Origin of the sequence: Priestia sp. SIMBA_032 (genome assembly GCF_046535215.1) — a bacterium.
Classification (GTDB): Bacteria; Bacillota; Bacilli; order Bacillales; family Bacillaceae_H; genus Priestia; species Priestia aryabhattai.
In genome coordinates, this window is sequence record NZ_JAWRXD010000002.1 from 461,623 (window position 1) to 475,907 (window position 14,285).

Below are 14,285 nucleotides of genomic sequence, written 5' to 3' on the forward strand. Positions count from 1 at the left end.
TTCCGCTGCTTAGACAAGCAACTTTCTGTAGATACGCGAGCAGGAGATTTCTTTTGTTTTCAAGAATATGTCTAAATGAAAACGCTTTTTTAAGAGGTGAGAAAGTGATAAAAGGAATTGATCACATAGGAGTAGCTGTAAAATCAATTGAAGGCAGCCTCCCTTTTTATGAAAAGGTATTAGGACTGTCTCTATTAAAAGTAGAGGAAGTAGAAGAACAAGGAGTAAAAGTTGCTTTTATTCAGTGCGGCAACGTAAAAATCGAATTATTAGAGCCGCTCTTTGAAGACAGTGCAGTCGGCGCGTTCATCAAAAAGAGAGGTGAAGGTCTTCATCATGTTGCTTTGGGTGTGCGTACGATTGAAGAACGGATTAATGAGTTAAAGGAAAAGGGTGTACAGATGATTGACGATGTTCCGCGAAAAGGCGCAGGGGAAGCATCCATTGCTTTTTTGCATCCAAAGTCAGCAAACGGTGTTCTTTATGAGCTCTGTGAAAAAACACAAGAGGAGGAGAAGAAACATGGTTGACATTTATGATAAATTAAATGAATTGTACGATAAGCGTCGGAAGATCGAGTTAGGCGGTGGAGACGAAAAAATTGAAAAACAGCACCATAAAGGAAAACTAACGGCACGCGAACGAATTGAAATTCTTTTGGATGAACATACATTTGTCGAATTAAATCCGTTTATTGAACATCGGTGTGCTGATTTCAGTATGAATAATCAAGTAGGACCGGGAGACGGGGTAGTAACAGGTTACGGCAAGATAAACGGTCGCTCAGTCTACTTGTTTTCGCAAGATTTTACGGTGTTCGGAGGCGCTTTAGGTGAAATGCATGCTAAAAAAATTGCGCACGTAATGGATTTAGCGGCTAAAACAGGCGTGCCGTTTATTGGTTTAAATGATTCAGGCGGGGCTCGTATTCAAGAGGGCGTCATGTCTCTTGATGGATACGGTCATATTTTTTATCGAAATGCCATTTATTCGGGTGTCATGCCTCAAATCTCTGTTATTATGGGTCCTTGTGCAGGCGGAGCCGTGTACTCACCGGCGATTACGGACTTTGTTTTTATGGTAGAAGAAACAAGTCAAATGTTCATTACAGGACCAAAAGTAATTGAAACGGTAACGGGAGAAAGCATTTCCTCTGAAAATCTTGGAGGAGCAGCTGTTCATAACGAAATTAGCGGTAACGCCCATTTTAGAGGTGCAACAGAACAAGAGGTGCTAGAACAAGTACGAACGCTCTTAAGCTATCTTCCTCAGTCTAGCCAAGAGCAGCCGCCGACAGCCTCAAAGGCAGAGTCTGATCATTACCGTCCGGATTTATTAGACGTTGTCCCGTTTGATGCCGTACGCCCTTACGATGTGCGTCAAGTCATTCACCAAGTAGTGGACGAGCACTCATTTTTTGAAGTGCAAAAAGACTTTGCAAGAAATATTGTCATTGGTTTTGCCCGCATAGATGGAAAAGTTGTCGGACTTGTGTGTAACCAGCCTAAAGTAATGGCAGGCAGTTTAGATATTAACTCCTCAGATAAAGCAGCAAGGTTTATTCGATTTTGCGATTCATTCAATATCCCACTTATTACGTTTGAAGATGTTACAGGTTTTTTCCCAGGTATCAAGCAGGAACATGGCGGAATTATACGTCATGGTGCTAAAATTTTATATGCATACTCCGAAGCTACCGTTCCGAAAATCACGGTGATTTTGCGAAAGGCGTACGGAGGTGCATACGTAGCTTTAAATAGTAAATCGATTGGAGCGGACCTTGTGTATTCGTGGCCGAATGCAGAAATTGCTGTTATGGGTCCTCAAGGTGCGGCAAATATTATCTTTGCAAACGACATTCGAGGTAGCGAAAATCCAGATGAAACAAGACACGAAAAAATTGAGCAGTATCGCGAGAAATTTGCTAATCCTTACGTAGCGGCAAGCGCTGGAATGGTTGATGATGTTATTGATCCTAGGGAAACGCGAATAAAATTAATACAAGCGCTTGAAATGTTGCACAATAAAAAGGAAGAGCGTCCAGCAAAGAAACATGGTAACATACCATTGTAGGTTATTTTTGGAGGGATTACATATTATGATTAATGAACAACGAATCGTTGATTTATTTATTGAATTAGTACAAGTAGACTCAGAAACAAAGCATGAAGAAAAAATTGCTGTTGTACTAAAAGAAAAATTTACCGCATTAGGCGTTGAAGTAGTAGAAGATGATGCCAAAGAAAAAACGGGCCACGGAGCCAACAATTTAATCTGCACACTGCAAGCTACAAAAGAAGGCGTAGACACAATCTACTTTACTTCTCATATGGATACAGTCGTACCTGGAAACGGTATTAAACCATCTATTGAAGATGGCTATATTAAAAGTGACGGCACGACAATTCTTGGAGCGGATGATAAAGCAGGCTTAGCAGCAATGCTAGAAGCCATCACCGTATTAAAAGAAGAAAACATCGCGCACGGCAAAATTGAATTTATTATTACAGTAGGAGAAGAATCTGGCTTAGTGGGCGCTAAAGCTCTTGATTCTAGCCTCGTAACGGCAAAATTCGGCTATGCTTTAGATAGCGATGGCAAAGTGGGAGACATTATTGTTGCTGCGCCGACGCAAGCAAAAGTAAATGCAACAATTTATGGAAAAACAGCTCATGCAGGTGTAGCTCCTGAACGAGGTGTTTCTGCTATTACGATTGCTTCAAGAGCCATTTCTAAAATGCCGCTTGGACGTATTGATGAAGAGACTACAGCGAATATTGGACGTTTTGAAGGTGGAACGCAAACGAATATCGTGTGTGACCGCGTCGATATCTTAGCAGAAGCTCGTTCATTAATTCCAGAAAAAATGGAAGCACAAGTAGCCAAAATGAAAGAAGCGTTTGAAACAGCTGCACAAGAAATGGGCGGACGTGCAGAAGTTGATATTAAAGTGATGTATCCAGGCTTTAAATTTGGCGATGGAGATCATGTTGTCGAAGTTGCTAAAAAAGCGGTGGCTAATATCGATCGTCCTTCACGCTTGCTTCAAAGCGGAGGCGGAAGCGATGCAAATGTAATCGCAGGCTTTGATATCCCAACAGTAAATTTAGCAGTTGGTTATGAAGACATTCATACAACAAATGAAAAAATTCCGGTAGAAGAACTGGTGAAGACATCTGAACTAGTAGTGTCAATTATTAAAGAAGTAGCAAAATAATAGTTGAAGCCTTGCTTTTATATAAAAGCAAGGCTTTTTACATAGTGAATAGTAAATAGTCTGAATTTTTTAACATAATGTATAATGAAGAAAAGACGGTCGTTTTGTACAATAAAGTTAGTAATATATTTTACCAAAGTAGAAGTTGAAAATAACGTATACAAAAAATATGTAAGCGCTTTCAATTCGGTTTTTATCAACAGATATCCTTGGGAGGTTGATGCAATGCGATCACAGGAAAGTTTGCAGTCCATCATTCAAAACTTTAATGAAGTAGAAAAAGGGTTGTCAAATAGAGAAGCAGTCGAAGAATCTAATCGATGTTTGTACTGTTATGATGCACCCTGTATTCAGGCATGCCCTACAGGAATTGACATCCCGACGTTTATTAAAAAAATTGCATCGGGCAATTTAAAGGGGTCTGCCGAAACGATTATGTCTTCTAATCCCGTAGGAGCAAGCTGTTCAAGAGTTTGTCCAACCGATGAACTATGTGAGGGAGCGTGTGTACTTAACCACTCAACCAAACCAATTATGATTGGAGATTTGCAGCGCTACGCAACGGATTGGGCTATTCAAAATGAACAGGTCCTGTTTGAGAAAGGAAAAGAAAACGGCAAAAAAGTAGCGATTGTTGGGGGAGGTCCGGCTGGTCTCTCTGCAGCAAGAGAACTGGCGCGATTTGGGTACGATGTAACCATTTTTGAAGCGGAAAAACAAGCAGGAGGGTTAAATACATATGGAATCGTGTCGTTTCGTCTTCCTCAAGCGATTTCATTCTGGGAAGTTGAACAAGTAAAAAGCTTAGATGTAAAAATTAAAACAAACGTAAGAATTGGAGAAGATATTCTTCCGAGCGAATTACTGCAGTCATATGACGCTGTTGTATTAGCTATTGGTATGAGTAAGGTACCTTCTTTACATGTTGAAGGTGAAGAGCTAGACGGCGTGTATGATGCGATTGATTTTGTGAAAAAAACGAAGTCAGAAGCGCTATCAACAGAATTTGTTGGTAAGCGTGTGGCCGTCATTGGTGCGGGAAATACTGCGATTGATGGTGCTACGTGTTCCGTGCGCTTAGGAGCTGAAAATGTTCAAATTTTATACCGTCGTACACGAGAAGAAATGACGGCATATGACTTTGAATTTGAATTCGCGAAACAAGATGGTGTTGAATTCCGCTGGTTAACGGCTCCTATACGAATTATTGGAGATGAAAATGGTAAGGTGAGCGGAATTGAATGCGTAAAAATGACCCTAACAGATCCAGATGCAGATGGCCGCAGAAAGCCTGTTCCGGTTGAAGGTTCAACGTTTACCATTCCAGTAGATGCTGTTGTTAAAGCAATTGGTCAAGAACGATACCTATCTTTGATTCAACAATTCCAGCTGAACCATGAAGACGGAGTTGTCTTAATCAATCAAGAGACGTTCCAAACATCGAATCCAAAAGTATTTGCTTGCGGAGACGTCATTTTTGGTAAAGGACAAGGAGAAGCAATGGTTGTGACCGCTGCTCAGCAAGGAAAGCAAACGGCGTTAACTATTCATATGCAGTTAACAAAAGAAACAATGGAAACAGCTTAAAATCAGGAGGAGGAGAAATCTATGGCAGATTTAACAACAAATTTAGCAGGTATTCAATCACCAAATCCGTTTTGGCTGGCATCCGCACCGCCAACCAATTCAGGTTATCAAGTGCAGCGTGCATTTGAAGCAGGATGGGGAGGCGCGGTTTGGAAAACGCTTGGTGATCCGATTTTAAATGTTTCTTCTCGATTTGCTGCCGTTGGCTTCAACGGTCAGCGCGTAGCCGGCTTTAATAATATTGAGTTAATCACCGATCGTCCGCTTGAAGTTAATTTAAAGGAAATCTATGAAACGAAAAAGAAGTTTCCTAACCACGCAATTATTGCCTCTCTTATGGTAGAGCCTCAGCAAGAAAAATGGCATGAAATTGTCAAAAAAGTAGAAGACGTAGGAGTGGATGGATTAGAGCTGAACTTTGGCTGTCCGCATGGAATGGCAGAACGAGGAATGGGTGCTGCCTCTGGGCAAGTCCCTGATTTGGTTGAAAAACAAACATATTGGGCTAAAGAAGTAGCCCAAACGCCGGTCATTGTTAAGTTAACCCCAAATATCACAGATATTACAGTTACAGCAGAAGCAGCGGTTCGAGGCGGTGCCGATGCTGTTAGCATGATTAACACGATTAATAGTTTAGCAGGAGTAGACATTCATTCTTGGAATACGATTCCACACGTAGCGGGAAAAGGTGCTCACGGAGGCTATTGTGGCCCGGCAGTTAAGCCGATTGCATTAAACATGGTTGCTGAATGTGCAAGAAGTCCGTTCATTAACGTTCCAATATCCGGTATGGGAGGCGTTTCGAACTGGCAAGAAGCAGTGGAATTTATGCTCATGGGTGCTACGGGTGTGCAAGTATGTACAGCTGCTATGCACCACGGATTCCGCATTGTAGAGGATATGATTCAAGGTCTCAACTATTATTTGGATGAAAGAGGAATCGAAAAAGTAAGCGACATTGTAGGAAAAGCCGTTTCAAAATATTCCGACTGGGGCAACTTAGACCTCAATTATAAAGTAGTGGCTCGCATTGACCCGGATACATGTATTAATTGCAATAAGTGTCATATTTCTTGTGAAGATACTTCTCATCAATGTATTGATATGCTAAAAGACCCTTCAGGGAAATCTTATTTAAAAGTACGCGAAGAAGATTGTGTAGGCTGTAATTTATGTTCAATTGTATGTCCTGTGGACGGAGCAATATCTATGGTTGAATTACCAAACGAACAGCCTCCAATGACGTGGAATGAACGCCAAGCTGCTTTACAAGCAACGGCTGCACAGCGATTAGACGTATAAATACAAAGGGGATGAAGAAATGAAGAAAATCGTTAAAAACGGTGTGGTAGTTACAGCAACAGATACGTATAAAGCTGATATTTTAATTGAAAATGGAGTTATTTCGGCAATTGGATCAGCTTTTGAAGAGCAGGGCTGTGAAGTGATTGATGCAAAAGGCAACTATGTATTTCCAGGAGGCATCGATCCTCATACTCATTTAGATATGCCGTTTGGAGGAACCGTTACAAAAGATGACTTTGAAACAGGTACAAGAGCAGCAGCTTTTGGAGGTACGACCACTGTTATTGATTTTTGCTTAACGAATAAAGGCGAACCGCTGCAAAAATCGATCGGCACATGGCATGAAAAATCAAAAGGAAAAGCGGCTATCGATTACAGCTTTCATCTAATGATTGGAGAAATCACAGAAGATGTATTAAATGAGCTTCCTACGATTATTGAAAAAGAAGGAATTACTTCTTTTAAAGTGTTCATGGCCTATAAAAATGTTTTTCAAGCAGACGATGCTACCCTTTACCAAACGCTAGTGCAAGCTAAAAAACTAGGGGCGCTTGTGATGGTACATGCTGAAAATGGAGATGTTATTGAGTATTTAACGGAAAAAGCGCTAGAGCAAGGACAAACTGACCCTATCTATCATGCACTGACTCGTCCTCCAGAAATAGAAGGAGAAGCTACGGGAAGAGCCGCGGTGCTAACGGAGCTTGCTGACTCACAGCTCTATGTTGTTCACGTGTCGTGCGCTGAAGCGGTTAAAAAGATTGCTGAAGCAAGGGAAAAAGGCGTAAATATCTGGGGCGAAACGTGTCCGCAGTATTTGACGCTTGACCAAACCTATTTAGAGAAACCGGATTTTGAAGGAGCAAAATACGTATGGTCGCCGCCTTTACGTGAAAAATGGAATCAAGATGTTTTGTGGAATGCTCTGCGTAACGGTGACTTGCAAACGATTGGATCAGATCAGTGCTCGTTTGATTTTAACGGCCAAAAAGATCTCGGAAAAGGAGATTTTACGAAGATTCCAAACGGAGGCCCTATTATCGAAGATCGCATGAGTATTTTATTTTCAGAAGGAGTAGTGAAGAAACGAATTAATATCAATCAGTTTGTTGATATAACATCAACAAAAATTGCTAAGCTGTTCGGACTCTATCCGAAAAAAGGAACGATAGCGGTTGGTGCAGACGCCGATCTGCTTATATTTGACCCTTCTGTTGAACGTACGATTTCAGCAAACACGCATCATATGGCAGTCGACTATAGCGCGTTTGAGGGAATGAAAATCACAGGTGAGCCGGTTTCAGTGCTTTGCCGCGGGGAATTTGTCGTAAAAGATAAGCAGTTTGTCGGTCAAAAAGGCTACGGACAGTATACAAAAAGAGCAAAGTTTAATGAGTTAAATACAGCTAACGAAGTTGAAAAATTAATGTTATAAAAACAGATGCCAAAATAGATCGGAGGCAGGGGAATGTCAAGTTACCATGAATATATGGCAGAGCGGGAAAAGATTGATTTTTTGCTACAAAAAGGATTTAAAATAATGGCTGTAACAGAGAATCTAAGCGGGGCATTTGTGACGTTTGAACGCATAGAAAAGAACCAAACCGAACAAGAAACGCTTCATATATTGACGGCGGATGCTAGAAAATATTTTTCATCTGTATTGATTCAACAAGTATAAAAGCGAAGGCTGGGACAAAATTATTTTAGCTGAAGGAAGATCCGAACGATGAATCGTTCGGATCTTTTTATTGGTAGGGTGAACGTAGGTTTCATGTATGCAGGTGCTTTTAGATGTTGATTGGAGTAATTTAGTTATATCTCAATCTCTTTCTTTGTTTACTAATACCTATAAGTTTTTTACTATATTGGCTGACAAAAGTAATCCGTTTTTTTGTTTTTTTCGTTCTAGATGTGAAGCAAAATAACTAGATATTATCCATTCGCTGTATTACAGTTGTTACATTTCGTTTACATCGAAAGAGAAAAGGTTTAGTTATCTAGTAAATTGTAGTAAATATTATAGTAGAACGTTTTCACAATAAATCTATTAAATACAAAAAGGGTGTGACACGAATGGATCAAGCTACGCAGTGTATGACACAAGAAGAAACAAAAATTATTGATAAATTAAAAATGGAGATGTTAAATGCAGTGTCACTACAAGATTTGCGTTTTTATAAAAAAGAAATTCACCGAATTAAAGAACAAGCAGTTAAGCGCCACGGTTTTTTTAATAAATTACAGCAAACGGCTCAGAAGCTGTAACGATCCATTATCGTTACAGCTTTTTTCGTTTCTTTCATTAAACATTTTATTTCTTCTAAATATTTAATATAATGTAAGAAGATATAGCTTTTGTTCTACACATATGCGAAATACGCGTTGATGATCCAGGAGACATGATGTGAAATTCGCTAGGGGCGGTGTTGACTTGAAATCATATTTAACAGTAACAGAGATTTTAACAAGGAAACATTTTGTAAACTGTGAAGTAATAGCTGGAGAGAAAGGGCTTACTAATTCTGTGAAGTGGGTGCACGTGATGGAAGTAACGCGCATTAATGAGCTGCTAAAAGGAAACGAGCTCATTTTATCAACAGGGGTAGGCTGGGGAGAAAATCCTCAATCTTGTTTATCATTTCTTCAGCAACTAATTTCTTGTAAGGCATCAGGACTGTGTATTGAACTTGGCACTTATACTTCTAAGATTCCGCAAATTGTGATTGATAAAGCGAACGAATGTGATTTTCCGATTATTTTATTTCACGAAGAAGTTCCGTTCGTTGAAATTACGCAAGATGTCCACTCACTTTTAATTAATCAGCATTATCAAATGATTTCCGATTTAGAACAGTATTCTCATAGGCTAAATCAGCTGCTGTTAACAGTTAATGACCCGACCGTTATCTTACAGTGTTTATATGAATCTACGGGGCTTCTTGTCGGCCTTAAAGTTTCAAATGAATTACTTACCTTTGCCCCGGAAATGGACTTGCTCAAACAGCAGCTTCTACTTCATTATATAAGCAGTGAAAATGAGAGTCCGCATTTTACTGAGCAGCCTATTCATTTATTAGGACAAGATTATGCTCAGCTGTATGTTGCCTCTATAAATGAAGCGTTAACAGAACTTGAAGTGCTCACCGTTGACCGGACGGCAACAGCACTTGCTCAGCATTTTTTGAAGGACTTGTATGTCGAAGAGAAAAAAAGAGTAGATGAAACCGAATGGATGACGAAATGGATGAACGGAGAGTTAACTCTTGAACAAATAAAAGACTCCATGCACGAGGTGTGTTCAGACTCTCCTATTCGCGGGGGTGTCGTTGTTTGCTGTAAGTGGCAAAGACGGGAAAAGTTTGATCGAACGTATTTTAAGCTTATCTTACGAAGCATCTTTGAACAAGAAGGCTTCCACTTATTAGTATCCGAGCGAAATCGCGAAGTGTTATTTATTCTTTTGAACAAACGAATGGTTAGCACGTGGAGAGAGAGGCTAGAAAGCAGCCTTCACCGCTGGATGAATCAATACGAATCAGATGAAAACTCAAAGCGGAACGCCATTAGTTTTATCGGAATTGGCCAATACTGTGAACAGCTTGACTGTATGCATAAAAGCTATGAAACGGCTAAAGAAACGATTTCGATTCAAGAAATGCTGCAAAAACAAACAATTATTCATTTTTATGATGATTTGCATATGTACCGAATTATTTCGCTTTTACATCAGCATGAAGACTTACAGGAAGTGGTATTTGAATATTTGCAGCCCGTTATTACATATGATGAAACGTACAATGCAAAACTCATGGAAACATTAAAAATATATTTAGCATGCAACGGATCTAAACAAGAGACGGCTAAGCGTTTATACATTGTCCGACAAACGTTGTATCACCGCATTGAAAAACTAGAAAAGCTGCTGGGTGAAGATTTTATGGAGCCGGAAAAACGATTGGCGATTGAATTTATGATTATGGCATATGAATATTTGTTTATGATGAAAAAGTCGCGTGCGGAATTTATAAACGGATAAGTAAGCAGCTGGAAACAGCTGTTTTTTTATGTTGAGGCTGATTTTACTATATGTTCATTTTAGTTCAAGCTTTCTCCGAATTCACTGCGCAAAATGTGAAACGAGAATCTGGAGTTGTTTCACATTTTGTCTAATGCAACCGCCATTTATTTATTCAATAATAAAGGTAGATTTGTCATTTCTTATTTTTCGAGGAGGCCAAGCGATATGTCAGTTGTGAATAATGATACGCAAGTTTTAAAAAATTACGTGGGCGGAAAATGGGTTGATACGACAGGGAAAAAATTTGGAGAGGTGATTAATCCATCGACTGGAGAAGTAATTGCAAAAGTACCGCTTTCTACAAAAGAAGATGTAGCCAATGCGGTGGAAACAGCGCAAAAAACATTTGAAACATGGCGTAACGTTCCTGCTCCAAAACGAGCAAGATTAATGTTTGCGTTTCAGCATTTACTAGTTAAGCATCACGAAGAGTTAGCGAAATTAGTTGTACAAGAAAACGGCAAGGCTTTTAAAGAAGCTTACGGTGAAGTACAGCGCGGTATTGAATGCGTGGAGTTTGCTGCGGGTGCTCTTACTTTATTAATGGGGGAATCATTAAATAACATAGCGGAAGAAATTGATTCTGAAATGTTCCGTTTCCCACTTGGTGTTGTCGGAGGCATCACACCTTTTAACTTTCCAATGATGGTACCGCTGTGGATGTTCCCGCTTGCCATTGTATGTGGAAATACATTTGTATTAAAACCGTCTGAGCGAACGCCGCTTTTAGCAACGCGACTTGCTGAACTTTTTACAGAAGCAGGAGCACCGGATGGATTATTAAATATTGTGCACGGTGCACATGATGTTGTTAACGGATTAATAGAGCACGAAAAAGTTAAAGCGATTTCATTCGTCGGATCGCAGCCGGTAGCAAAGTATGTTTATGAACAAGCTGCAGCTCAAGGGAAACGAGTTCAGGCTTTATCTGGAGCTAAAAACCATCATGTCGTGATGCCAGACTGCGATATGGATAAAGCGGTATCACATATTATCAGCTCGGCTTATGGAAGTGCCGGCCAGCGATGCATGGCGTGCAGCGCCGTGGTCGTAGTTGGTGAAAAAGGCGATGAATTCGTCGCAAAATTAAAGCAAAAAGCAGATGAATTAATTATGGGAAGCGGCTTTGATGATGAAGTGCTTCTAACGCCTGTGATTCGAAAAGAGCACCGTGATAAGGTGCTGGATTATATTGAACTTGGCATGAAAGAAGGGGCTGAACTCATTCGTGACGGACGTAAAGAAATGGATGAACATACGGAAGGCAATTTCTTAGGAGCAACAATTTTTGATCGCGTAACTCCTGATATGACCATTGCTAAAGAAGAGATTTTTGCACCTGTACTAAGCTTGCTTCGCGCCGACACATTAGATGAAGCACTTCGCTATATGGAAAAATCCCGTTTTGGAAATGGAGCAACGATTTATACAAAAGATGCGAAAGCGGTGCGTCAATTTAGAGAAGAAGCAGATGCTGGTATGCTCGGTATTAACGTAGGAGTACCTGCTACAATGGCCTTCTTCCCATTCTCCGGCTGGAAAGACTCTTTTTACGGAGATTTGCATGTAAACGGCAAAGACGGTTTGAACTTCTTTACACGTAAAAAGATGGTTACATCACGCTTTGACTTTTAACATATAGATGAATATAGCAAGTGGCTTCGGCATTTTGTCGAAGTCTTTTCATACAGAAAAAAATACCGCGCTAGCGATTTGGGAGTGGATAAGATGGTACAGGTCAGTCAAAATGAAAAAGATCTGCGTGCAAAAGATGAGCAGTATGTATGGCATGGAATGAAACCATACAGTCCGGATGCAACGATGGTAGCTACAAAAGCAAAAGGTGCTTGGATTACAGATGAACAAGGAAATCGCTATTTAGATGCAATGGCAGGGCTTTGGTGTGTAAATACCGGGTATGGACGGGATGAGTTAGCGCTCGCAGCCTATGAGCAGCTAAAAGAACTGGCTTATTTTCCACTCACTCAATCTCATGTACCTGCTATCAAACTAGCAGAGAAGCTAAATGAAATGCTAGGTGATGATTATGTTATCTTCTTTTCAAATAGCGGATCTGAAGCAAATGAAACGGCTTTTAAAATTGTGCGTCAGTACCATCAGCAAAAAGGAGAGCATTCTCGCTACAAATTTATTTCACGTTACCGAGGTTATCATGGAAATTCAATGGGCGCACTAGCGGCAACGGGCCAAGCTCAGCGTAAATATAAATATGAACCGCTTGCCCCTGGCTTTATTCACGTTGCCCCGCCTGATTCGTACCGAGGGCAAGATGAGTACGATGCACCGAAAGAGAAGCTTCAATCTGTAAAAGATATTGACAATGTTATGACGTGGGAGTTAAGCGAAACGATTGCCGCTGTTATTATGGAGCCAATTATTACAGGAGGAGGAATTCTTTTACCGCCTCAAAATTATATGAAAGGTGTAAAAGAAACGTGTGAAAAACACGGTGCACTTTTAATTGCAGATGAGGTTATTTGCGGCTTTGGACGTACAGGAGAAGCCTTTGGTTTTATGAATTACGATGTAAAACCAGATATCATTACCATGGCAAAAGGAATTACAAGCGCATATCTTCCGCTCTCTGCAACTGCTGTTAAAAAAGAAATTTATGAAGCGTTCAAAGATAGCGATCAGTACGAGTATTTTCGCCATGTTAATACATTTGGAGGAAGCCCGGCTGCATGTGCACTGGCATTAAAGAACTTAGAAATTATGGAGAGAGAAAATCTTTTTGGCCGTTCTAAACAGCTCGGAGCTTACGTATTAAGTGAGCTAACGCCGCTTATTGATAGCCACCCATACGTTGGAGACGTAAGAGGTAAAGGGCTTTTAATTGGAATTGAACTTGTAGCTGATAAACAAACGAAAGAACCGTTAGACGTTAATCTTGTAAATGAAGTGATTGCTAAATGCAAAAGCAAAGGAGTCATTATTGGGAAAAATGGAGCAACGGTGGCCGGCTATAATAATGTTCTCACGCTCTCGCCGCCGCTCAACATTGAGGAAAGTGATATTGAGCTGTTATTAGCTACTGTTACGTATGCGCTTGACAGCATCAAATAGGTAAGTTTGCAAAAAGCCTGTATAATATACTTATAGGCTTTTTGTGCGTGTGAAGGAGGAAGTAGAAAATGGAATTGTTATTTTTAGGAACGGGTGCAGGAGTACCGGCGAAACAGCGGAATGTTTCATCTCTTGCGCTCGAACTTTTGCAAGAAAGAGGGGCGGTGTGGCTTTTTGATTGTGGAGAAGCAACGCAGCATCAAATTTTACATACAACCGTTAAACCAAGGCGAATTGAGAAAATTTTTATTACGCATCTTCACGGTGATCATATTTACGGATTGCCTGGGCTCCTTGGAAGCCGTTCGTTTCAAGGCGGAGAATCGCTGCTTACTGTATACGGGCCAAAAGGGATTAAAGAATTTATTGAAGTCACGCTGGCTGTAAGTCAAACTCATCTGCAATATCCTCTAGAGATTGTTGAAATAGAAGAGGAAAGTGAAAGTGGAACGATTTTTGAAGATGAAACTTTTTCAGTGGAATTTGGCAAACTTGAACATGGCATTTTATCTTATGGATATCGAGTTGTCGAAAAAGATTTGCCAGGGTCACTGGACGTTCAGCGTTTAAAAGAGATGAATATCCCCCCAGGGCCTCATTATCAGCAGTTAAAAGAAGGGAAAGAAGTAGTATTAAAAGATGGGCGCCTTATTAACGGACAAGAGTTTGTAGGAGAGCCTAAAAAAGGGAAGGTTATTACGGTTTTAGGAGATACAAGAAAGTGCATGCAAAGTGTTCAGCTTGCTATGCATGCGAATGTGTTAATACATGAAGCTACTTTTTCAGCGGGAGACGAGGAGCTTGCTTACAACTATTTTCATTCTACTGCAAAAGAAGCCGCTGAAATTGCTAAAACAGCCTCGGCCGAGCGTCTTATTTTATCTCATATCAGTTCGCGTTACCAAGGAGACGCAGTCAGCCGGCTAGCAGAAGGAGCAAAAGAAATTTTTCCGAATACCGACATAGCAGAAGACTTGAAGCGGTTTACGATTTCATAAAAAAGACGAG

Annotated in this window: 12 protein-coding genes; all 12 read left to right on the forward strand. The window is 40.4% G+C overall.

Annotation, left to right across the window (positions count from 1 at the left end; genetic code table 11):
- The first annotated feature begins 104 nt into the window (after positions 1 to 104).
- The 12 genes from mce to rnz all read left to right on the forward strand — a co-directional run bounded on the left by mce (position 105) and on the right by rnz (position 14,275).
- The gene (gene mce / locus SB717_RS08315) at positions 105 to 530 is read left to right on the forward strand and encodes a methylmalonyl-CoA epimerase (RefSeq protein WP_081350911.1); all 426 of its coding nucleotides are present in this window, start codon (positions 105 to 107) and stop codon (positions 528 to 530) included.
- Positions 523 to 2,073, forward strand: coding sequence for an acyl-CoA carboxylase subunit beta (locus SB717_RS08320; protein ID WP_074677455.1), 1,551 nt, complete (start codon positions 523 to 525; stop codon positions 2,071 to 2,073). Before mce ends, SB717_RS08320 begins: the two co-directional genes overlap by 8 nt.
- Before the next feature lie 25 nt (positions 2,074 to 2,098).
- Complete coding sequence (locus tag SB717_RS08325) at positions 2,099 to 3,217, forward strand: tripeptidase T (protein WP_074677454.1); 1,119 nt, start codon at positions 2,099 to 2,101, stop codon at positions 3,215 to 3,217.
- Between the two features lie 225 nt (positions 3,218 to 3,442).
- Positions 3,443 to 4,804 carry an NAD(P)-dependent oxidoreductase gene (locus SB717_RS08330; RefSeq protein WP_074677453.1) on the forward strand — a complete coding sequence of 454 codons (1,362 nt, stop codon included), beginning with the start codon at positions 3,443 to 3,445 and terminating at the stop codon, positions 4,802 to 4,804.
- A 21-nt stretch (positions 4,805 to 4,825) separates the two neighbouring features.
- Positions 4,826 to 6,106, forward strand: a complete 1,281-nt coding sequence (gene preA, locus SB717_RS08335; RefSeq protein WP_013084960.1) for an NAD-dependent dihydropyrimidine dehydrogenase subunit PreA — start codon at positions 4,826 to 4,828, stop codon at positions 6,104 to 6,106.
- A 19-nt stretch (positions 6,107 to 6,125) separates the two neighbouring features.
- Entirely contained in the window at positions 6,126 to 7,544 is a 1,419-nt protein-coding gene (gene hydA, locus SB717_RS08340) for a dihydropyrimidinase (protein ID WP_144643866.1), read from the forward strand.
- Positions 7,545 to 7,577: 33 nt separating this feature from the next.
- Positions 7,578 to 7,790: a hypothetical protein gene (locus SB717_RS08345; RefSeq protein WP_410903565.1), complete on the forward strand. Its 213-nt coding sequence runs from the start codon at positions 7,578 to 7,580 to the stop codon at positions 7,788 to 7,790.
- Positions 7,791 to 8,185: 395 nt separating this feature from the next.
- Entirely contained in the window at positions 8,186 to 8,377 is a 192-nt protein-coding gene (locus SB717_RS08350) for a hypothetical protein (protein ID WP_013059103.1), read from the forward strand.
- A 139-nt stretch (positions 8,378 to 8,516) separates the two neighbouring features.
- Entirely contained in the window at positions 8,517 to 10,148 is a 1,632-nt protein-coding gene (locus tag SB717_RS08355) for a PucR family transcriptional regulator (protein ID WP_410903566.1), read from the forward strand.
- Between the two features lie 207 nt (positions 10,149 to 10,355).
- On the forward strand, positions 10,356 to 11,825 hold the full coding sequence (locus SB717_RS08360; RefSeq protein ID WP_410903567.1) for a CoA-acylating methylmalonate-semialdehyde dehydrogenase: 1,470 nt from the start codon (positions 10,356 to 10,358) through the stop codon (positions 11,823 to 11,825).
- A gap of 93 nt (positions 11,826 to 11,918) precedes the next feature.
- Entirely contained in the window at positions 11,919 to 13,277 is a 1,359-nt protein-coding gene (locus SB717_RS08365) for an aspartate aminotransferase family protein (RefSeq protein ID WP_410903568.1), read from the forward strand.
- A gap of 68 nt (positions 13,278 to 13,345) precedes the next feature.
- On the forward strand, positions 13,346 to 14,275 hold the full coding sequence (rnz, locus tag SB717_RS08370; protein WP_074677447.1) for a ribonuclease Z: 930 nt from the start codon (positions 13,346 to 13,348) through the stop codon (positions 14,273 to 14,275).
- Positions 14,276 to 14,285: the final 10 nt, after the last annotated feature.